Source organism: Macrococcus bovicus (assembly GCF_004359575.1).
Taxonomy (GTDB): domain Bacteria; phylum Bacillota; class Bacilli; order Staphylococcales; family Staphylococcaceae; genus Macrococcus; species Macrococcus bovicus.
Genome location: NZ_SCWF01000001.1, coordinates 408,375 through 430,134, shown reverse-complemented (window position 1 = coordinate 430,134; position 21,760 = coordinate 408,375). Strand labels below are relative to the sequence as shown.

Annotated in this window: 21 protein-coding genes, 1 riboswitch and 1 other annotated feature; of the genes, 19 read left to right on the top strand and 2 right to left on the bottom strand. The window is 46.6% G+C overall.

What is annotated here, in order from left to right; translation table 11 throughout:
• Window positions 1-98: 98 nt before the first annotated feature.
• The 6 genes from ERX55_RS02410 (at window position 99) to ERX55_RS02385 (ending at window position 7,762) form a co-directional block, all read left to right on the top strand.
• Window positions 99-809: a response regulator transcription factor gene (locus ERX55_RS02410; protein WP_133450977.1), complete on the top strand. Its 711-nt coding sequence runs from the start codon at window positions 99-101 to the stop codon at window positions 807-809.
• On the top strand, window positions 806-2,509 hold the full coding sequence (gene pnpS / locus ERX55_RS02405) for a two-component system histidine kinase PnpS (RefSeq protein ID WP_133450976.1): 1,704 nt from the start codon (window positions 806-808) through the stop codon (window positions 2,507-2,509). Before ERX55_RS02410 ends, pnpS begins: the two co-directional genes overlap by 4 nt.
• A gap of 72 nt (window positions 2,510-2,581) precedes the next feature.
• Window positions 2,582-5,182, top strand: a complete 2,601-nt coding sequence (gene polA / locus ERX55_RS02400; RefSeq protein ID WP_133450975.1) for a DNA polymerase I — start codon at window positions 2,582-2,584, stop codon at window positions 5,180-5,182.
• 9 nt (window positions 5,183-5,191) lie between these two features.
• Window positions 5,192-6,064, top strand: coding sequence for a bifunctional DNA-formamidopyrimidine glycosylase/DNA-(apurinic or apyrimidinic site) lyase (gene mutM / locus ERX55_RS02395; RefSeq protein ID WP_133450974.1), 873 nt, complete (start codon window positions 5,192-5,194; stop codon window positions 6,062-6,064).
• A gap of 10 nt (window positions 6,065-6,074) precedes the next feature.
• On the top strand, window positions 6,075-6,668 hold the full coding sequence (coaE, locus tag ERX55_RS02390) for a dephospho-CoA kinase (protein ID WP_133450973.1): 594 nt from the start codon (window positions 6,075-6,077) through the stop codon (window positions 6,666-6,668).
• 83 nt (window positions 6,669-6,751) lie between these two features.
• Entirely contained in the window at window positions 6,752-7,762 is a 1,011-nt protein-coding gene (locus ERX55_RS02385; protein WP_133450972.1) for a glyceraldehyde-3-phosphate dehydrogenase, read from the top strand.
• A 29-nt stretch (window positions 7,763-7,791) separates the two neighbouring features.
• Here ERX55_RS02385 and ERX55_RS02380 read toward each other — a convergent pair whose 3' ends face one another.
• Window positions 7,792-8,463, bottom strand: a complete 672-nt coding sequence (locus ERX55_RS02380; protein WP_165983682.1) for an SGNH/GDSL hydrolase family protein — start codon at window positions 8,461-8,463, stop codon at window positions 7,792-7,794.
• Between the two features lie 111 nt (window positions 8,464-8,574).
• Between ERX55_RS02380 and nrdR the strand changes: the two genes are divergently transcribed.
• From nrdR to ERX55_RS02325, 11 genes are all read left to right on the top strand, one after another.
• Window positions 8,575-9,039, top strand: a complete 465-nt coding sequence (gene nrdR / locus ERX55_RS02375) for a transcriptional regulator NrdR (RefSeq protein ID WP_133450970.1) — start codon at window positions 8,575-8,577, stop codon at window positions 9,037-9,039.
• Window positions 9,040-9,047: 8 nt separating this feature from the next.
• Window positions 9,048-10,355 (top strand): replicative helicase loading/DNA remodeling protein DnaB, encoded by a 1,308-nt coding sequence (locus ERX55_RS02370; RefSeq protein ID WP_133450969.1) that lies wholly within the window; start codon window positions 9,048-9,050, stop codon window positions 10,353-10,355.
• Window positions 10,352-11,269, top strand: a complete 918-nt coding sequence (dnaI, locus tag ERX55_RS02365; RefSeq protein ID WP_133450968.1) for a primosomal protein DnaI — start codon at window positions 10,352-10,354, stop codon at window positions 11,267-11,269. Before ERX55_RS02370 ends, dnaI begins: the two co-directional genes overlap by 4 nt.
• Window positions 11,270-11,556: 287 nt before the next feature.
• A complete protein-coding gene (thrS, locus tag ERX55_RS02360; protein WP_133450967.1) occupies window positions 11,557-13,485 on the top strand; it encodes a threonine--tRNA ligase in 1,929 nt (642 codons plus the stop codon).
• A gap of 54 nt (window positions 13,486-13,539) precedes the next feature.
• Window positions 13,540-13,712, top strand: a riboswitch (Lysine riboswitch).
• A 61-nt stretch (window positions 13,713-13,773) separates the two neighbouring features.
• Window positions 13,774-15,270, top strand: a complete 1,497-nt coding sequence (locus ERX55_RS02355; RefSeq protein WP_133450966.1) for an amino acid permease — start codon at window positions 13,774-13,776, stop codon at window positions 15,268-15,270.
• 31 nt (window positions 15,271-15,301) lie between these two features.
• Window positions 15,302-15,420 (top strand) — a sequence feature (ribosomal protein L20 leader region).
• An 18-nt stretch (window positions 15,421-15,438) separates the two neighbouring features.
• Window positions 15,439-15,975 (top strand): translation initiation factor IF-3, encoded by a 537-nt coding sequence (infC, locus tag ERX55_RS02350; protein ID WP_133450965.1) that lies wholly within the window; start codon window positions 15,439-15,441, stop codon window positions 15,973-15,975.
• Between the two features lie 12 nt (window positions 15,976-15,987).
• Window positions 15,988-16,188 carry a 50S ribosomal protein L35 gene (gene rpmI / locus ERX55_RS02345; RefSeq protein WP_133431145.1) on the top strand — a complete coding sequence of 67 codons (201 nt, stop codon included), beginning with the start codon at window positions 15,988-15,990 and terminating at the stop codon, window positions 16,186-16,188.
• Between the two features lie 32 nt (window positions 16,189-16,220).
• Window positions 16,221-16,580 carry a 50S ribosomal protein L20 gene (gene rplT / locus ERX55_RS02340; protein WP_133431144.1) on the top strand — a complete coding sequence of 120 codons (360 nt, stop codon included), beginning with the start codon at window positions 16,221-16,223 and terminating at the stop codon, window positions 16,578-16,580.
• Window positions 16,581-16,734: 154 nt separating this feature from the next.
• Complete coding sequence (locus tag ERX55_RS02335) at window positions 16,735-17,148, top strand: DUF2512 family protein (RefSeq protein ID WP_133450964.1); 414 nt, start codon at window positions 16,735-16,737, stop codon at window positions 17,146-17,148.
• 374 nt (window positions 17,149-17,522) lie between these two features.
• Entirely contained in the window at window positions 17,523-18,674 is a 1,152-nt protein-coding gene (locus ERX55_RS02330) for an MFS transporter (RefSeq protein WP_165983681.1), read from the top strand.
• A gap of 78 nt (window positions 18,675-18,752) precedes the next feature.
• Window positions 18,753-18,950: a hypothetical protein gene (locus ERX55_RS02325; RefSeq protein WP_133450962.1), complete on the top strand. Its 198-nt coding sequence runs from the start codon at window positions 18,753-18,755 to the stop codon at window positions 18,948-18,950.
• Between the two features lie 349 nt (window positions 18,951-19,299).
• On the opposite strand, the gene ERX55_RS02320 is transcribed toward ERX55_RS02325, so the two are convergent.
• A complete protein-coding gene (locus tag ERX55_RS02320; protein WP_133450961.1) occupies window positions 19,300-20,199 on the bottom strand; it encodes a nuclease-related domain-containing protein in 900 nt (299 codons plus the stop codon).
• Between the two features lie 197 nt (window positions 20,200-20,396).
• Here ERX55_RS02320 and ERX55_RS02315 point away from each other — a divergent pair, with 197 nt between their 5' ends.
• Both ERX55_RS02315 and ERX55_RS02310 read left to right on the top strand, forming a co-directional pair.
• The gene (locus ERX55_RS02315) at window positions 20,397-21,467 is read left to right on the top strand and encodes a M42 family metallopeptidase (RefSeq protein ID WP_133450960.1); all 1,071 of its coding nucleotides are present in this window, start codon (window positions 20,397-20,399) and stop codon (window positions 21,465-21,467) included.
• Window positions 21,464-21,748, top strand: coding sequence for a DUF3784 domain-containing protein (locus ERX55_RS02310; protein WP_133417359.1), 285 nt, complete (start codon window positions 21,464-21,466; stop codon window positions 21,746-21,748). Before ERX55_RS02315 ends, ERX55_RS02310 begins: the two co-directional genes overlap by 4 nt.
• The last annotated feature ends 12 nt before the right edge of the window (window positions 21,749-21,760 follow it).

Genomic DNA, 21,760 nt, shown 5'->3' with positions numbered 1-21,760 from the left:
AAATTTTATTACTGGCAGTTGAAGTTTATTGATTAAATATAGCCTTAATAAATCGACATCATATATAATGTAAGAGACATATCATCTGGAGGTAATGAATGGCACAGAAAATACTTGTTGTTGACGATGAACAATCAATCGTGACACTGTTGAAATATAACTTACAGCAGGCAGGCTTCGAAGTCGAAACTGCATTTGACGGAGAAGAAGGGCTTGAGAAAGTCTTTACAGAGCGACCGGATTTACTTGTGCTTGATTTGATGCTGCCTAAAATGGATGGCGTAGAAGTATGCAAATCCATCCGCAATGAAAAGAACCCGATTCCGATTCTGATGCTGACAGCTAAAGATGATGAATTTGATAAAGTGCTGGGACTTGAGCTGGGTGCTGATGACTATATGACAAAGCCTTTCTCACCAAGAGAAGTGGTGGCCAGAGTGAAAGCGATCCTCAGACGTACAGTGGTCAATGAGCAGCAGCTGGATATCAGACAAAGCAAAGAGATCAATATCGGCAGACTGAAAATCCTGCCAGACCATTTTGAGGCCTACCGTAACAATGAGTTACTGGATCTGACCCCTAAGGAGTTTGAGCTGCTGATTTATCTTATTGAAAGACAGGGCCGTGTCATTACACGTGAACATATGCTGAATTCTGTCTGGAACTATGAGTTTGCTGGTGATTCCCGTATTGTGGATGTGCATATCAGCCATCTAAGAGAGAAAATCGAAGAGAATCCTAAACAGCCGCAATATATCAAGACTGTCCGTGGACTCGGTTATAAGCTGGAGAACCCTCGGTCAATATGAGAAGTTTCACAAACCGTCTCTTCACCTCTCTTGTCGCCTTGATGATTTTAAGCTTTCTGTTGATCGGGTTCTTTCTGTCCAATATTCTGAGCGAACAAATCAGCAAGACGAAGGAAGCGGAGTTGGAACGCCAGGCTGAGCAGTTGATTGAAGTCCTGAAAAATGAAGATCGTTATCTTCAGAAAATTAAAGATTATGATAGAGTATCACTTAAGAAGGTCTGGATAGAAAAAGACGGAAAGACACTGTTCAAGAGCGATACGATAGATGACAAACAGATAGAGGAAGTCATGGCACCGTGGATCAGCCATAACAATGCTGGTTTTTATCGTTTCAAACGTGAGAATAATGAAGCTCTACTGATATACAGAGAAGATGGCTACACTATTTTTCTGATAGACAGGCTGACCAATCTTGAAGGTCTGAACAAAACCATCTGGCAGTATATGTTTCTGACACTGGCAACGGCCATTCCGGTCATCTTCTTTCTCGTCCGCTATATCAACCGGACGTATATCGCGCCGATCAGAGAAGTGACTTATGCCTCAAGATTATTGACAGAAGGCAACTATAAAGTCCGCGTACCGGAAAGCACCGTCACTGAAACGAAAGAACTGTACATCAGTACAAACAGATTAGCGCGCACCTTGCAGACACTGAACAACGAACAGAAGCTGCAGCGCAACCGTCTGGAGACGACACTTGAAAACATCCCTTCTGCTATTCTGATGATCGATAAGAAGGGGCAGGTGGTCATCGTGAATGATAACTATAACGAAACCTTTAATAAAGGACAGCAGATACTGTCAGGCCATTTCGAGGACGTCATTCGCTTCCCGTCAGTCAAGCAGATGATTAAAGAGGCGATGAGAGCAGAGAAGCCGATCAATAAAACGATAGATATTCAGATGGCTGTCTACAGGAAGTATTTCGATGCGGCTGTCGTACCGGTCCTTTCAAGACGGCGACGGAAATTAGAAGGTGTGGTGGTCGTGCTGCATGACATCACAAAGCTGAAATCGCTGGAACAGATGCGGAAAGACTTTGTCGCCAATGTCTCCCATGAACTGAAGACCCCGATCACCTCTATTAAGGGATTCTCTGAAACACTGCTGGACGGGGCGAAGAATAATCCGGAGACGCTGGACATGTTCCTGGATATCATTCTGAAAGAATCTAACCGCATTCAAGGCCTGGTCAGTGAACTGCTGGAGCTCTCGAAAATAGAGCAGAGCAGTCATATTATTCTTGAGTCGGTCAATATGAGCCGGAAAGCGCTCAGCTGCATTGAAGTCGTTGAACCGCTGGCCGCTAAGAAGAAGATTGTCATTGAGACAAGGATTGATGAAGATGTCATCGTGCTGGCTGAAGCAAGCAAACTGAAGCAAGTCATCATTAATCTGCTGTCAAATGCTATCAATTATTCACCGGAAGGTTCACGGGTTAAAGTCAGCGTCATAGATGGCAAACAGGGCATCCTTGAAGTGAGTGATGAAGGAATGGGTATTGCTAAAGAGGAACAGACGCGTATTTTTGAGCGTTTTTATAGAGTGGATAAAGCGAGAAGCAGAGACAGTGGAGGGACCGGTCTTGGCCTGGCTATCGTCAAGCATATCGTCGAGGCATTTGACGGTGTGATAGAAGTTGACAGCGAGCTCAGTAAAGGTTCGACCTTCAGAGTCTATCTTAAAAAAAGTTAAGCCATGCACGTAAGTGCGTGGCTTTTTCTATGCTGTGGTAAAATAGGAGTATCAACCTGATGGAGGTTCATTATGACTGAAAAACTTATTTTAATAGATGGCAACAGCCTGGCATTCCGGGCATTCTATGCACTGCCTCTGCTGAGCAATCGCGCCGGTATTCATACGAATGCGGTGTACGGCTTCACTTTGCTGCTCGACAAAATCATCAAGGATGAAGCCCCTACCCATTTCCTTGTCGCTTTCGATGCGGGGAAGACCACTTTCCGTCACTCTACATTCGGCGACTATAAAGGGGGGCGTCAGAAAACACCGCCGGAACTCAGCGAGCAGTTCCCGCTGATCAGAAAACTGGTGGATGCCTATCATATCAAACATTACGAGCTTGACAACTACGAAGCGGATGACATCATCGGGACGCTGGCACGTGAAGCGACTGAGAAGAAGATGAAGACCATCATCATTACAGGAGACCGTGACCTGACGCAGCTGGTCAATGATTCTGTCTCGGTCTATTACACTAAAAAAGGTGTCACAGATATCGATCACTATACGCCTGAGTTTGTGCGGGAGCAGTATGGCTTCGGTCCGGAGAAAATCATCGACCTGAAGGGACTGATGGGTGATAAGTCAGATAACATTCCGGGTGTGCCTGGTATCGGTGAGAAAACAGCGGTCAAACTGCTGCTTGAATATGGCACAGTGGAAGAAGTCATCAGTCATCTGGATGACATCAAAGGGAAGAAGCTGCAGGAGAACTTAACGACTTATCAGGCAGACGCACTGATGAGTAAGCAGCTTGCGACAATTGAAGTCCATGCGCCGATTGAGATACATCTGGACGACATCAAACTGTCCGCGGAAAACAATGATAAAAAGATTGAATTATTTAAGGAACTGGAATTCAAGCAGATGCTGGATCATATGGAAACAGCACCGGTCATCGAACAGAAGGCGCTCGAGCTGACGGAGCGATTTGAAGAGATCAGTCTGGCTGGTCCTACGTCACTCTTTATCGACTGCTTTAAAGATAACTACCTGGTCAACGAGATTCTGCCGATTGCTGTGACAGATGGCGAGAAGATCTTTGTGACATCATCTGACAACCTGCAGGATTCACTCATCGCTTATCTGGAAGGCGCTGAACAGAAGAATGTTTTTGATGCCAAGAAGACGGCGGTGCTGCTGAAACGTCTCGATGTGGATGTCAAGAATATCCGTTTTGATGTCATGCTGGCAAGCTACCTGCTTGATCCGTCAAAGACTATTGTTGATGTGGCTGAGACGGCCGCGCTTCACGGCATGGTGATTCCGAATAATGAACAGATATTCGGCAAAGGCGCTAAGATGGCCATCCCTGAGACAGAGGCACTGTTTGATTATTTCGGCAGACAGGCGATGACCATTCATCAGCTGACAGATGTCATGAAAAGAGAACTTGAGAATAATGAACAGCTGAAGCTGCATGATGAACTGGAGCTGCCGCTGTCACTGGTCTTAGCGGGCATGGAATACCGCGGTATCACTGTAGACAGACAGGCACTGATTGAGATGCAGGGTGAACTGAAGACACGTATTGATGAACTGATGAACCGTATTTATACACTTGCGGGGCATGAATTCAATATTAATTCCCCTAAGCAGCTCGGTGTCATTCTGTTCGAAGAGCTGGGGTTGCCGGCCGCTAAAAAGACGAAGACGGGCTATTCAACAGCTGTTGATGTCCTGGAAGGCTTAAGAGACAAGCACGAGATTATCCAGGCTATCCTCGATTACAGGCAGCTTGCTAAACTGCAGTCGACTTATGTCGAAGGCTTACAGAAAATGATTGCAGAAGACGGTAAGATCCACACACGTTTCAATCAGGTGCTGGCTCAGACCGGCCGTCTGTCATCAGTGGAACCGAACCTGCAGAACATTCCGATCCGTCTGGAGGAGGGACGCAAAATCAGAAAAGCGTTCACCGCATCGCAGCCGGGCTGGGTGATCTTTGCAGCGGACTACTCTCAGATTGAACTCCGGGTGCTTGCTCACATCACCGAAGACAGAAGTATGATGGAAGCCTTCAACCATGGCATCGATATTCATACGAAGACAGCGATGGAGGTGTTTGATGTTGAGAAGGATGACGTCACTGCGGATATGAGACGACAGGCAAAAGCCGTTAACTTTGGCATCGTCTATGGTATCAGTGATTATGGCCTCAGTCAGTCACTGGGCATCTCGCGTCCTGCCGCTGCCCGGTTTATAGAGGATTACTTGACAAGTTTCCCGAATGTCAAACAATATATGGATGACATCATCCTGGAAGCGAAACGGGATGGTTATGTCTCAACGCTGCTCAACCGTCGTCGTTACATCCCTGATATTAACGCACGAAATTTCAATGCGCGGGGATTTGCGGAACGGACAGCGATGAACACACCGATCCAAGGGAGTGCCGCAGATATCATTAAGCTGGCAATGGTGAATTACGACAGAGAAGTGCAGAAGACTGATTTTAAAGCCAACTTATTATTACAGGTACACGATGAGCTGATCTTTGAAGTACCGGAAGAAGAAATTGAAGCGTTCAGTTTATTTGTGAAGGACATCATGGAGCATGCACTTGAACTGAATGTCCCGTTATTAGTGGAGTCTAATTACGGCCAGTCATGGTATGAAGCGAAATAGGAGGAAGTTATGCCTGAATTACCAGAAGTTGAACATGTCAGACGAGGGCTTGAGCCTAAAGTTATCGGGGAAGTCATTACCGGTGTGACATTTTCTGACAAGGTTCATAGCGGCAAGGAAGCCGGCAAGGAAACCATCATCAAGGGGATCGCTCTTCAATCGTTCAGGGAACAGATCATCGGCAGTGCGATCCGGGCGATAGACAGAAGAAGCAAATATCTGATCTTCACACTTGAAAATGAATTCGGAGAACAATTGATCATCAGTCATCTCGGTATGTCCGGTGCCTATTTTGTAGTCGATACCCTGGATGATATCGGGATTCCGAATTACATCAATCACTGGCATGTGGAACTTGAACTGCAGTCAGGGAAAAAGCTGATCTACAGTGATATCAGACGTTTCGGTGAGATGCGGTTAGTCAGACGTCTTGAAGAAGCGGCGCAGATCATGGCGATTGCACCAGAACCTTTCGAAGCGGGAGCGGAGGATTACTTCACTGCCCAGCTCGGTTTGAAGAAATGGCAGCAGAAGAAAATCAAGGAAGCAGTCATGAATCATAGTGTCATCAGCGGCTGCGGCAATATCTATGCATGTGAAGGTCTGCATGCAGCAGGTATCAATCCGCATCGGCTCGTCCAAGACATGACACCTGATGAAGAGCGGCAGCTTTTCAAGGCGCTTGTCGCAAGCCTTGAAGAAGGGATACGTTTCGGCGGCTCATCTATTTCCAGCTACCGGAACGTCGAAGGTAAGAGCGGACAGATGCAGACCCGCTTCAAAATATATGGCAGACAGACGTGCGGCACATGTGGGCGTGAGGTAGAGAAGGCAGTCATTGCCGGACGCAACACCCATTACTGCACGCATTGTCAGAAATAGGAGACGAAGTATGACAGTTATAGGTTTAACAGGCGGCATAGCAAGCGGGAAGTCGACAGTATCCAAACTGCTTGCTGCACATGGATTTGTCATTGTGGATGCTGATATTGCAGCTCGGCAGGCAGTGGCTAAAGGGACAGAAGGCCTGAAACAGGTTGAAGCTGTATTTGGACCTGAAGCGATTGAAGACGGCGAGATGAACCGCCGCTATATCGGACAGCAGATTTTTCATGATGAAGAGAAGCGTCTCGCTCTGAACAGTATTATTCATCCGATCGTGCGGGATATTATGGAAGAAGAGAAGCAGACAGCGCTTGCTGCCGGACATCCGGTCGTCATGGATATTCCGTTACTTTATGAGAATGAACTGGAAGCGACAGTTGATGAAGTGTGGGTGGTCTATGTGACAAAGGACGTTCAGCTTGAACGGCTGATGACACGCAATGATTTGACCGAGGAAGAGGCGCTTGCCCGTATTGCTTCACAGCTCTCAATTGAAGAAAAGAAAGCGAGAGCCGATGTTGTCATCGATAATAACGGCTCACTCGCTGACCTGGAAAGACGCATCAAGGAAATAGTCGCAGAATATTACAAATCTCACTAAAAAGTTGCAAGCAACCGCTTCCATAATGCTTTCATTGTGTTATACTATTGACATAAAAGTATAGCACAATAAGGAGATATGACATGACGACTAGAGTAGCAATCAATGGTTTAGGTAGAATAGGTAGAATGGTATTCCGTGCAGCAGCACTGAATGATGAGTTAGAGGTTGTCGCAATCAATGCCAGTTATCCGCCGGAAACATTGGCACATCTGATCAAATATGATACGACTCATGGTAAGTACGAGCTTGAAGTGGAACCGATTGAAAACGGCCTGCGCGTCGGCGGTAAAGAGATCAGACTTGTTGCTGAGCGTAATCCGGAATTATTACCATGGGACGAGCTGAACATAGATATCGTCATCGAAGCAACAGGAAAATTCAATGATGCGGAGAAAGCATCTGCGCACCTGAAAGCGGGCGCCAAAAAAGTGCTGTTGACAGCGCCGGGTAAAGGGGACGTTCAGACGATTGTCCGCGGTGTGAACTGCGAAGGATTAGATGTTGAGACTTATGATGTCATCTCGAACGCATCTTGTACAACGAACTGCTTAGCGCCTGTCGCAAAAGTTCTGAATGAAAAGTTCGGGATCGAGAACGGTTTAATGACAACCGTTCATGCCTATACCAATGACCAGAAGAATCTGGATAACCCGCATAAAGACTTGCGTCGTGCGCGTGCCTGTGCACAGAGCATCATCCCGACTTCAACCGGTGCAGCGAAAGCATTGGCTCTTGTCCTACCGGAATTAAAAGGTAAATTACACGGCATGGCGCTACGTGTACCGACTACGAACGTATCATTGGTTGACTTGGTCGTCGACCTTAAACAAGAGGTAACAGTGGAGGAAGTGAACGCTGCATTTAAAGAGGCAGCTGAAGGACCATTAAAAGGGATACTTGATATCACATTCGAACCATTAGTCAGTGTGGACTTCAACACAAATCCGATGTCATCTGTTGTGGATGGTTTATCCACAATCGTTATGGACGGCAAGAAAGTCAAGGTGCTGTCATGGTACGACAATGAGTGGGGCTACTCAACTCGTGTGGTTGAACTTGCCGGCTTAATGGGACAAAAATTAGCAGAATAATGAAAAAGCTGGCCTGGCGCCAGCTTTTTTTATTGCAGTTCGATACGTTTAACCTGTTCAGTCAGAACGTCCGCCATTTTATCGTAGCCTTTGACATGAGGATGAAGACCGTCTATTGTCAGATCAGGGTCGAGCCTGTCATCTACCATCATGACGTCATAATAGTTCAGGAACTGAATTTCTTCTTCAGCCGCCAGTTCAGTCAGCTGGCGGTTGATTTCTTTGATGGCGTCCTGTCGGATGCCTTGCAGGTCCGTGTGCGGCCGGTTGATGGAAGTGACCGAAGTGATGACGATGTCAATATCCCGATTCTTACTCGCTTGGATCATCGCCCGGATATCGGTCACAACCTGCCGGATAATGCCGGCTGCTGCGTCGCTGTCAGCTGCTTCACTTAACGGTTTCGTATTATTGACGCCTACTGACAGTATGATGAGCTCCGGGTTGAGCTGCAGTGCGTCAGCTTCGAAGCGTCTTCTGCAGTACATGGAATAGTCATCGCTGACCCCGCGGTTGATCAGCCGCTTCCCTTCACTATGCTTGAAATAACTGTCGATATCCCAGTAAGCGGTGATGGAATCTCCGATAAAGACAGCACCTACCGCATCTCCGTGATACAGTATCGCCTCATTTCTGCGGTTGAATTTCTCCCGCTCTTTGTTGACTGGATTGCCTTCTTCAAATTCTGCTAATTCAATCATCTTATTCGCCTCCATTTGTGGTCATTATACCCTGTCAGTGAAATCTATAACAGTTTTTATGAGGGCATGATTCATGTATAATGAAGTGATACTAACTAAAGGGGCGATCATATGAAATGTCTGAAATGCGGTTACAATCAGTCCAAAGTCATCGATTCACGTCATGCAGATGATCTGACTGCCATCAGAAGGAGAAGAGAGTGTGAACAGTGCGGCACCCGTTTTACGACGTTTGAACGGATCGAACTGTCACCGCTGATAGTCGTCAAGAAGGATGGCACCCGACAGGCGTTCAACCGGGACAAGATACTCCATGGTCTTGTACGTGCATGCGAAAAAAGACCGGTCGCGTATGATGACCTGGAAAAGATAGCAAATGATGTCGAATATCAGCTCCGTGAAGGCAGCAAGACCGAGATATCTTCAGTAGATATCGGTGAACGCGTCATGGAACACCTGATGTCACTGGATCAGGTATCTTATGTCCGCTTTGCCTCGGTTTACAAGGAGTTCAAAGATATCGACCAGCTGCTGTCGACGATGCAGGGGATATTAAGCGAGAAGAATAAGAAGTAGGTGTACATATGCAATATTTTTCCGGGTTAAGGCCCGCTGACCGTTTTGTTGTCACGACCAACTATGTGGCGACTCATCTGACGGATGAGATTCTGAAACGGCTCTATATTCCACTGATCGGACTGGAAAGTATAGCGGTCTATCAGTATTTGAGTCAGTTTCTGGAAAAAGGGCAGGTCTCTGATGAAGTCACTCATTATATCGTCATGAATGAACTCAAGATGAATCTCAGTCATTTTGAGCAGCTTCGTTTCCGGCTGGAAGGCATCGGCCTGATGAAATCATTTATGAAGGTGACTGATGAAGCGCAGCATTTCGTCTACAAGCTGATCAGTCCGGTGATGCCGGATCAGTTTTTCAATGATCCCATGCTATCTGTCTATCTCTTTCAGACGGTCGGCAAGGAACGTTTCAATCAGCTGAAACGCCACTTCTGCACAGAACGCTTTGATGTGACGGGCTACAAGGAGATCAGCAAGAATTATATCGATATATACGGCACACCGAAAACTCCGCCGGCAGCTGTTTATGACGGGAATGATCATCTGATCAAGACACGGGCGTCACTGGGTATCCCGGTGCATCAGCAGACATTCGATTTCGAGATGCTTGAGATGCTGCTCGCACAGAATATGATCACGAAAGACCAGCTGACAAAAGAGGTCCGTGAACTCATCGCTCAGCTGGCACTGCTGTATGATATCGCACCGACAGATATGAGACGGATCATCCTGAAATCACTGACGTCCAATCAGACGATTTCCCATGAGGATTTACGACGCAATGCACGGGACTTCTATCAGTTTGAGCACGCGGGCAACCTGCCGGCGCTGACACTGGCGGCTGAAGAGCCCGTGACGAATGAGAAGACCTGGTTCGAGATGCTCGATACAACAAGTCCTATCGAGATGCTGGCAAGTTTCAGCCAGTCAGAGCCGACCGTCAAGCAGAAGCGGATGATTGAAAGCATTCTGGAACGGGAGAAACTGCCATTCGGTGTGATGAATATTCTCTTGCAGTATGTCCTGCTGACAAGTGAGATGAAATTACCGCAGAGCTACATCGAGGAGATAGCCTCCAACTGGAAGAAGCTCAAACTGTCATCCAGTGAGGAAGCATACCATCATGCGATGAAAGTTGAACAGAACAGAAAAACAAGACAGACCAAACAGCGTGAGAAAGCATCATACGAAAAAACGCCGGACTGGGTGAGTCAACAAGAGACGCCGCAGCAGACTCAGACACCGGATCTGGAAGAAGAAAAACGTAAACTGGAAGAAGAACTGAAAAATTTCTGGAAGGAGGATGAGGCATGAAACCGTTCAGTGCATTCGTAAAAAATAATCCCGGCATTATGGCCCGGATTGAGCAGGTCAAAAAAGAGATTGTCCAGCATCCTGAAATCAAGCCGTTTCTGGAAGAACATGCCGTGACGGATGACATGATTGATAAAGACCTGACCGTGCTGCAGGAATATAAAGATCAGTCGAAACTCTGTGACCGCTGTGCCAGCTACGGCCAGTGCATCAACTTTGTCAAAGGACATACGCCCCGTCTGTATATCGAGGATAACCGTATTAAAATCAGCTATACGCCTTGTCCGAATAAAAAAGTACATGACGAAGAGCAGCTGATGAAGCAATATGTGACGGCTATGCATGTCCCGTATGAAACATTGAACGCCAAGATCAATTCCATTGACCTGGAAGGACCAGAGCGGCTCAATATCGTCAAACGCGCCATGGAAATCTGTAATGATATCGCGGCCGGCAGACCGACGAAAGGACTCTATATATATGGCAGCTTCGGTACAGGGAAGTCCTATATCCTAGGTGCCATAGCCAATCAGCTGAAGGAGCGGCACATCTATACGACCATCTTCTATGTGCCGGAATTTATCCGTGAACTGAAGAGCGGGTTCAACGACCAGACTTATACTGAGAAGCTGGACCGCGTCAAGAAAAGTCCTGTCCTCATGCTGGATGATATCGGTGCGGAAGATATGACGACCTGGGTGAGAGATGAAGTGCTGGGGCCGCTGCTCCATTACCGCATGATGAATCAGCTGCCGACTTTCTTCTCATCTAACTTCAACAAAGAAGAACTCAGATATCATTTCCAGAAGACCAAGGTAGGCGAAGAGAAGACGAAAGCGTACCGGATGATGGAACGCATTGATGCACTGACAGAAGCTTATCCGCTGAACGGAAAAAATTATCGCCGCTCTTGATAATTTCTGGGCGATGTGTATAATAGCATTATAGTCAAACAATTCAAACAATGATAAAAGGACATGAAACACGTCTATCATCATTTAGCGAGTCAGGGTAGGTGGAAGCCTGATTGATGGTCCGTCGTTTTACTCCCTTTTTTAATCGACATCTAATCCATGTCCGGCTCAAGACCGTTATCTTATGCAGAGTTGCCTTTATGGCGATTAGGGTGGTACCGCGGAATGACTCCGTCCCTTGTGGGATGGGGTCTTTTTGTGTTTAAAAAATAAAAGGAGTGTTTAGAATGAGTGAAATTAAGATCAAGTTTCCAGATGGTAATGAAAAAAGTTTTGAGAGTGGCATCACAACTGAAGAGATTGCAGCTTCTATCAGCCCGGGTCTTAAGAAGAAAGCACTGGCCGGCAAATTCAACGGTCAGATGGTCGACTTAACGACAGCTCTTGAAACAGATGGTGATATCGAGATCATCACACCGGATTCACCGGAAGGAATCGAGGTCCTTCGTCATTCGACTGCTCATTTAATGGCTCAGGCACTTAAACGTATTTACGGTGATGTTCATTTCGGCGTTGGTCCTGTGATTGAAGAAGGCTTCTACTATGACTTCGATATGCCGGAGAAGATTTCTGCTGATGACTTCGAGAACATTGAGAAGGTGATGAAACAGATCGTCAATGAGAATATCGCGATTGAACGTCGTGTTGTGTCGCGTAACGAGGCTAAAGTGGTCTTCAAAGATGATCCTTACAAACAGGAACTGATCGATGCGATTCCTGAGGATGAGAACGTGACACTTTATTCACAAGGCGAGTTCACTGATCTCTGCCGCGGTGTCCACGTACCGTCAACAGCTAAGATCAAGGAGTTCAAGCTGTTATCAGTTGCAGGTGCTTACTGGCGCGGTGATTCCGACAATAAGATGCTGCAGCGTATCTACGGTACTGCCTTCTTCGATAAGAAAGACCTGAAAGCGCACCTCGAGATGCTGGAGGAGCGCAAGGAACGTGACCACCGCAAAATCGGTAAAGAACTCGATATCTTCACTACGAACCCGTTAATCGGAGCTGGCCTGCCGCTCTGGCTGCCGAACGGTGCCACTATCCGTCGTGAATTAGAACGTTATATCGTCGACAAAGAAGTCGCGCTCGGCTATGACCACGTCTATACGCCGGTCATGGGTTCTGTTGACCTTTACAAGACGTCTGGCCACTGGGATCACTATCAGGAAGATATGTTCCCGGTCATGGAGATGGACAATGAAGCGTTCGTTCTTCGTCCGATGAACTGTCCGCACCATATGATGATCTATAAAAACAAGCCGCATAGCTACCGTGAGCTGCCGATCCGTATTGCGGAGCTCGGGACTATGCATCGTTACGAAGCAAGCGGTGCGGTATCAGGTTTACAGCGTGTCCGTGGTATGACTTTAAATGATGCGCATATCTTCGTGCGCCCGGATCAGATCAAAGACGAGTTCAAGCGAGTGGTACAGCTTGTCATCGATGTCTACGAAGATTTCAACTTCAAGGACTACAGCTTCCGTCTTTCTTACCGTGACCCGGAAGATACAGAGAAATACTTCCAGGATGATGAGATGTGGGAAAAAGCACAGGCGATGCTGAAAGAAGCGGTAGATGAGATGGGTCTCAACTATGAGGAAGCGCCAGGGGAAGCTGCGTTCTACGGCCCTAAACTGGACGTTCAGGTCAAGACTGCACTAGGTAAGGAAGAAACATTATCCACTGTTCAGCTGGACTTCCTGCTGCCTCAGAAATTCGATCTGACTTTTATCGGCAGTGACGGTCAGGAACATCGTCCTGTGGTCATCCACCGCGGTGTCATCTCGACGATGGAACGTTTTGTTGCCTTCCTGACAGAAGAATACAAAGGGGCTTATCCGACATGGCTTGCGCCGAACCAGCTTGAGATCATTCCGGTCTCTAACGAAGTGCATTATGACTATGCACGTGCACTTTATGATGAACTGAAGTCGCAAGGTGTCCGCTGTCATATCGATGACCGTGAGGAGAAAATGGGCTACAAGATCCGTGAGGCACAGATGCATAAGGTGCCTTATCAGATTGTTGTCGGTGATAAAGAAGTCGAGAACAATGAAGTCAATGTCCGTCAGTACGGCAGCAAGGATTCAGAGACAATGGAACGCGATGAGTTCATTTGGCAGATCGTGGATGAAATCCGTCTCAAAAAATAGTCTTGCAGAATCCGCTTTAGTGCGTTATAGTATAAAGAAATAAAATATTCCTCAAGAAGAGGTAGAGGTCGCGATGAAGAAGAGTAGCCTTGCTGATACGGTATCACGTAGCTGACGCAAGATGAAAGGCAACATCGCCGAAGTGGCAGACGTCTGATAACCGTCTGCTGCTGGGCTGATATAGAATATATATCAGACTGTCACATTTGTGATGCGCTACTGTTCCAATAGATAAGGTGCGCATCTTTAGATGTGCACCTTTTGTTGTGATAAGAATGGAGTGTCAAAATGAGTAATAACAATGAAGTACAAAGGTTACTGAAACCGCGTCATATTTCGATGATCGCGATTGGTGGCTGTATCGGTACAGGTCTGTTCATGACCTCGGGCGGGGCCATCCGTGACGCCGGGCCGGGCGGTGCATTGCTTGGTTTCCTGATCATCGGTATCATGGTGTTCTTCCTGATGACGAGTCTTGGGGAGATGGCGACCTACTTACCGATCTCAGGTTCGTTCTCGACTTATGCGACGCGTTTTGTCGATCCGTCGCTCGGCTTTGCGCTGGGCTGGAACTACTGGTTTAACTGGGTCATTACTGTCGCAGCAGACGTCAGTATCGCCGCCAGTGTCATCAAGTACTGGGCGATATTTGATTTTCTGCCGGGCTGGGGCTGGAGTCTTGTCTTCCTGGCGCTGATATTCCTGCTCAATACGCTCAGCGTCAAAGTATACGGTGAAAGTGAGTACTGGTTTGCGCTTGTCAAAGTCATCACTGTCATTCTCTTCCTGGTCATCGGCGTGCTGACCATCCTGGGTATTTTAGGCGGAGAATATATCGGCCTGAAAAATTTCACGACAGGTGAAGCACCGTTTCTCGGCGGCGGTCTGACAGGTTCATTCCTGACCATCCTCGGCGTATTCTTGGTAGCAGGCTTCAGCTTCCAGGGCACGGAACTTGTCGGCGTGACAGCGGGAGAATCAGAGGAGCCGGAGAAAACCATTCCTAGAGCGATTAAACAGGTTTTCTGGCGTATACTGATTTTCTACATTCTTTCCATATTTGTCATCGGACTGATCATTCCTTATACCAACCCGAACCTGATGGGCGGGGACAGCATCTCCAAGTCACCGTTTACCCTGGTCTTTGAAAATGCCGGTCTTGCGTTTGCAGCTTCATTTATGAATGCGGTCATTCTGACTTCCATTCTATCTGCAGGGAACTCTGGCATGTATGCCTCAACCCGCATGCTCTATGCGATGGGGAAAGACGGTCTTGCTTCACGTAAATTCTCTGAAACAAACAAAAAAGGGGTGCCGATCCCGAGTCTGCTGGCGACTTTCGTTGTCGTGGTCATCATCTTCCTCGTGGAGCGCGTGGCAAGCGGTGCCTATGAGTACATCGTTGCGGCCAGTGGTTTAACCGGCTTTATCGCCTGGCTGGGTATTGCAATCAGTCATTACCGTTTCAGACGTGCATTCTACCGTCAGAATAAAGACTTATCTGTGCTGAAATATAAAGCGATGTGGTTCCCGTTCGGTCCGATCTTCGCCTTTATCCTCTGTCTCTTTGTCATCATCGGCCAGGATACAGACCTGATTTTACGTGGTAAGTTTGAATGGAACGGTTTCCTGATCACTTATATGGGCATTCCGATTTTCCTCGCGTTCTATATTTACCACAAAGTGAAATATAAAACGAAAAAAATTCCGCTTGATCAAGTGGATTTATCACAGGCTCATGATATGAGTGAATATGAAAAAATAGATGTTGACACGGTCAGATAATCCTGTTATTATTAAGTCTGTTGAATACGAAACGGACAAGTAGAAGCCTCCCGCTTCTCACCCGCAGAACGCCAAGAGCAGTGACCGGGTATATACATGGATACCATGTCTATTTTAGCGGGCGCTTTGCGCCCGCTTTTTTGTTCGTCTAGTAAATTTAATTTGGAGGTGTCAATCATAGCTAAAGATCAAACGCAAATCAATGACAAAATTCGTGCGAGAGAAGTACGACTCATCGGACATGATGGTGCTCAGTTAGGTGTGAAATCTAAGTTTGAAGCCATTGAAATCGCTGAACGTGTGAATCTGGACGTCGTTCTTGTTGCGCCTAACGCGAAACCACCTGTTGCCAAAATTATGGACTATGGTAAATTCAAGTTTGAGCAGCAGAAGAAGGATAAAGAAGCACGTAAGAAGCAGAAAGTTGTTGTCGTCAAAGAAATCAGATTGAGTCCTACGATTGAAGAACATGACTTCAATACGAAGCTGAAAAATGCGCGTAAGTTCCTTGAAAAAGAGGACAAAATCAAAGTATCAATCCGTTTCCGTGGACGCGCAATCACGCATAAAGAATTCGGTCAGCGAGTGCTTGAGAAATTTGCTGATGAGTGTAAAGATATCGCCACAGTAGAACAAAAGCCTAAGATGGATGGTCGCTCAATGTTCTTAATGCTTGCGCCAATCGTCGACAAAAAACAAAACTAGGAGGATAACGAAATGCCTAAAATGAAAACTCACCGCGGAGCAGCGAAACGTGTAAAAAGAACAGGTTCAGGTAAATTAAAACGTTCAAGAGCTTACACTTCTCACTTATTCGCTAACAAATCAACTAAACAAAAACGCGGTCTTCGTAAAGCGTCATTAGTCTCTAAAGGCGACCAAAAACGTGTTGCTCAAATGTTAACTTACGTCAAATAATAAAATCAGGATCTATTTAAGGAGGAATTATCATGCCACGAGTTAAAGGTGGAACGGTGACACGCGCTCGCCGTAAAAGAACCATTAAATTAGCAAAAGGTTACTTCGGTTCAAAAAGCACATTATACAGAGTAGCTAAACAACAAGTAATGAAATCAGGAAACTACGCATACCGTGACCGTCGTCAGAAAAAACGTGACTTCCGTCAATTATGGATCGCACGTATCAACGCGGCTGCACGTATGCACGACATCAGCTACAGCCGTCTGATGAACGGACTTAAATTAGCAGGTATCGACATCAACCGTAAAATGTTATCAGAAGTTGCCATCTCTGACGACAAAGCATTCGGTGAATTAGTTGAAGCAGCTAAAAAAGCATTAAACAAATAATATCTTTGCACCTATACACCATGTATAGGTGTTTTTTTGTAAAGAAAATGTAAAAATAAATATAATTTGAATGGAAATGTCTGATTTTCAGTTTATATGCTAATTGATGAGGGAATAGCTGACTAAAGACGTCAAGAAGGAGAGGAGGGAAAGTATGAATCACTTAAAAGCATTGCTTGTCAAATTTGTGGTGATTGCACTCGTGTTATTTATCGTCCTTACTTTGATCTTCAAAGTACCTTTCATGGACACACTGTGGATCAGTCTTGCGACAACTGTCCTTGCTTATCTGCTCGGTGATCTCGGTATCTTCAAGATGGCGGGACGCCCCGATGAATTCACGAAGCGTAACGGCCTTGCTGCAGTAGCAGACCTGCTGCTGTCATTCTTAGTGATCTGGCTGATGGCGAGATCACTGACCGGTGATGACGACAACATGTTCTGGCCAGCAGCCTTATCAGCACTTGCTATTACCGGCGGTGAATGGCTCTTCTTCCATAAGTTCGTTGACCGTGAAGTGTTCAACAGACCGGGAAAAGATTTAGCGGGCGAGCGTAGCCGTCGTTAATCACAAAGGTGTACATAAGAAAGTCGGTATCGAAAGGTACCGGCTTTTCTTGTTGTATTTTCTAGATAAATCTTGAAAAAATCACATATAATAGTGAAAAACAGTTGGCATGAAGATAGAGAAATAAGCGGGGAATTTGTGCGTGAAGAGATTGATATTGCACGCGGCTCTAAAATGCCGGATAAAGACGAGAGGTTCAGACAGTTTGTTGTTAAAGTCGAGGTTGAAGGACCTGAACAGTTCACTATTGATTAAGCACATAGTGTCCAGTATAATGAAATTAAATTGACATAGGTGGCATATTATGCCGGCTTTCGTTTATGAATGACTGCAGCGCCTTCCACTTCGGAGGTGCTTTTTTATTGGAGGAGCATATGAATATCAATCTACTGTTACTGGCATTAATCGCATTTCTGGCAGGTCTCGCTGAATTTGTCGTTGCCGGTATTATTCCGTATCTCGCTGCGTATTTTCATGTCACGACGGAGCAGGCTGGACTGCTGGTGACGGCCTTCGCCTTTATCTTTGCCGTGGCAGGCCCCGTTCTAATGATGATGACGAGCGCTGTCAGAAGACGGACGCTCTTGATCAGTTTTAATCTGCTCTTTATAGTCGGTAATCTGCTTAGTGTCATGAGCACTACTTACAGTATGATCATGCTGTCGAGGATTGTTCTCGCGGTCAGTGTATCCATGCTGGTCGGTCTTGCTTTTTCATTGAGCGTCAAAGTGGTCAGACCGTCGTTTCAACCGCGGGCAATCAGCATTGTCTTGATGGCGCTCAGCAGTGCCATGGTGCTGGGTTCACCGATAGGCATCTTTCTATCTTCTCTGTACAGCTGGAAGATACTCTTTGCCGGGATTGCTGGTCTGTCTGTTATGACGTTATACATGACACTGAAGTATTTTCCGTCTGAACTGGAAGTGGAGAAATTATCATTCAAGCATGATATGAAAGGCCTGTTCAGAAAAGATCTGCTGGCCGCTCACTGCTACTCGTTTCTCTTTTTCACAGGTCAAAGTGTCTTCTATATTTATTTTTCGCCTTATTTGATACATGAGAAAGTCAGTGCGACTGTCATCAGTCTGCTCTTCATTGTCTTTGGTATCAGCGGGACGTTCGGCAGCGGTCTAGGCGGACTTATGACCGAGAAATGGGGCAGCAGGCGGGCGTTAGTGATTTTAAGTATAGTCTATACCATCGTCATGGCAGGTTTTCTTGTCTCAAGCTCTGTCAGCTGGCTGCTGGTCAATACATCGCTGCTTGGACTGGTCGGCTGGTCCATCAATGCGCCGACTCAGTCCTACTTGATTGAACGCTCCGAGAAATATGCGAGTATCAATCAGACAGTCAGCACGTCATCTGTGCAGCTTGGTATTTCATTCGGCGCCTTACTCGGCGGCATGATATTAAGCGCATCCGCCTCCTATACACTACTGATAATGTGGGCGGTCATTCTGCTGACAGGTACAGCAGGCGTGGCATTGCTATTATTTCACTTGTCAAAAGAGAAGAGCTTACCTTAAAGTTTCCTTAAAAATAAGAGGAGAATGAAATTTGACACCCCTTGTGCTGTAAAATAGAAAAAAATGGAGGGTGATCAGATGGACTTTCTGAAAAATCGTATCGTAGTCAGGATCATGGCAATGCTCGCAGTTATCGCCATTGTACTCTGCCTGTTCTTTCTGCTGGTTGAATGCAAGACCAATTTCGAAAATAGAATTGGGTATAGTCCGATCATTAAAATGAATATCGAACCATTGTCAAAACTGAATTTGGAGTACAGGGAACTGAAGGAGTAATGTGTGTAACGTCCCGCAAAGTGGATCTGCGGGACGATACTGATGGGAAAGTAGTATTCATGTGTACGTAACGTCCCGCAAAGTGGATCTGCGGGACGATACTGATGGGAAAGTAGTATTCATGTGTGCGTAACGTCCCGCAAAGTGGATCTGCGGGACGATACTGATGGGAAAGTAGTATTCATGTGTACGTAACGTCCCGCAAAGTGGATCTGCGGGACGATACTGATGGGAAAATAGTATTCATGTGTGCGTAACGTCCCGCAAAGTGGATCTGCGGGACGTTACTGACGAGAAAACGGTATTCATGTGTGTGTAACGTCCCGCAAAGTGGATCTGCGGGACGTTACTAGTTTTTCAATGCACTATAAACTGTGGCCCGGTTCTTATAGTGCATCTGAAAGTTTTCCTTTAATACGCGTGTAATCGCTTTTGGGCACATCGCAGTCCATTCATCAATTTCCTGGCGACTGACCGGCGCATTTTTCAGTAACAGCATTTCTTCAATAGTCGTTTGAAGGACAATCTTTTTATGTTCACTGAACCCGCACTGACATCGAATTTTTTTCAAGCCTTTCTCACTTTTTAATCCTATATACCGGCATCGCGGACAGCGGATGCCTTTTTTCATGTCCTGAAAAGGATAGTAGAAGATGCGTTCATGCGGATGAGTGGATTGATGATTCATCAGCATGAATTGCGCCAGTCGTTGTTCTTCTCTGGTCGGCTGATAATCCTGGCTGAAAAAATGGATCACTTCCTCGACTTGAGACGGTTTAACGATTTGAGGATCAGCGCTGTCCTCCAGTAACGTTAACTGGGGATGAATAAAAACGATACGACTGACCACTTCATTCTGAAAACCATGTTCCCTTAGAAGTCTCGTCAAATAAAAGTCAGCGCGGTTTAACTGAGTGAGGATATCCTGATAGTAGTACTCACCCTCCGAGACAAACTGGCGACCGCTCCGCCTGACAGTGCCGGTATAATTCTTGATGTCAAAATGATAGACTTTTCCGTTATACAGATGAATGAAATCGAATTGTGCGAGCGCAGGACTGTGCAATGACAGATCCCAGAGCTTAAGACCTCCGCACCTATGTGCGCGCTCGTAGTAATGACGCTCACCCTCATAACCCTTTAAATAATTTTTGAGTACTCTGTCATCGGACCGGTTTAATGTGATTCGCTTATCAGCTGCCATTAAATAGTGGATATAATCAGATGGCTGGTGCGTCTTCAGAAACATCTCTTCACCTCACATCCACTATAAGGCCTGTACTCGTATTCTGACAAACCGGCAGAGGTCGGGCTTTCCTGCAGAATTTCATTTTCTGCCGGCGTTTCATCATAAACTGCAGGAAAATACAGACCATTTATGACGAAATATTCTAAAAACAAAAATTTAATCATGCTATACTTAAATTAAGAAAAAGGGGGATGACGATGGAACAACTGGACTTATTCAAAAGACTGACAGACTGCAATGCAGTATCCGGCTTTGAACGGCCGATGACGAATCTGATGCGTGAATATCTGGAGCCGCTTGCGGACGATGTGATCACTGATAACACCGGCAGTATCTTCGGCCGTAAAGGAGAGGGGCGGCACGCCATTATGCTGGCAGGTCATCTGGATGAGATCGGCTTCATGGTAACGGCCATCACGGGTGACGGCTTCATCAAGTTCACGAATCTCGGCTACTGGTGGGCAAACGTCATGCTGAGCCAGAAAGTGACAATCACCGGCAGTAAAGGAGATATACGAGGCGTCATCGGCGGCAAGCCGCCGCATGTTCTCGGGGTCAAGGAGAAGGAGCTGGCAGCAGAAGTCAGCAATATGTTCATTGATATCGGTGTTGACTCCAGGGAAGAAGCACTTGCTGCAGGTGTACGTATCGGTGACCCGATTACACCGTACAGTGAGTTTGAGGTGATGACCAATCCCGATTACTTACTCGCGAAAGCCTGGGATAACCGCTTCGGCTGCGCACTCGCGGTGGAAGCCCTGAGAGATAATCCTGAGCCGAACCTCACGCTTTACTCAGGTGCGGTGACGCAGGAGGAGACACTGTCACGCGGGGCGAAGACAGCGGCACATAAAGTGAAACCGTCACTCGCCATCGCACTGGACGTCGGCATCTGTGCGAAGACACCGGGGATGACAGGGAATGCCAAGATGGGCGACGGGCCGATCATCGTGCTTGTCGATGCGTGGCATATCGGGCATCCGACGTTCAGACAGTTCGTGACGGACGTTGCGGAGAAGCATGGCATCAAGGTGCAGTTCGATTATCTGACAGGCGGCTATACAGATGCCGGCCATATCGCTCAGAGCTTTGACGGTATACCGGCCATTACAATCGGTGTGCCGACCCGTTACATCCATTCGAATGTCTCGATGATGAACCGCCATGACTATAACGGTGCGCTTAGCCTCGTCAACGCTGTCCTCGCAGAGCTGACAGATGACTTGGCTGACCAGATCATTGACCAGACGTACGAGGGATTAGCATGATAGTCATCGTTCTGCTCTTCACACTCTTCGCCTGCTATCTGATGAGTGGGCGTGGCTCGTTTCTGATTGCCGGCTTCAACACGATGTCAGCGGAACAGAAGGCACGCTACGATGAAAAGAAACTCTGCCGGCTGACCGGTGTTCTCATGCTCGCAGCAGCACTGTACTGTGCCCTGATGGAATTCACGGCATTGAATGCAGTCATGCTGACGGTGCTGTTCGGCCTGCTCATCATACTCTTTGTCACTGCCGTTAACTTTACGGATATCGTCAAAAAATAAAAGACTGCCGCG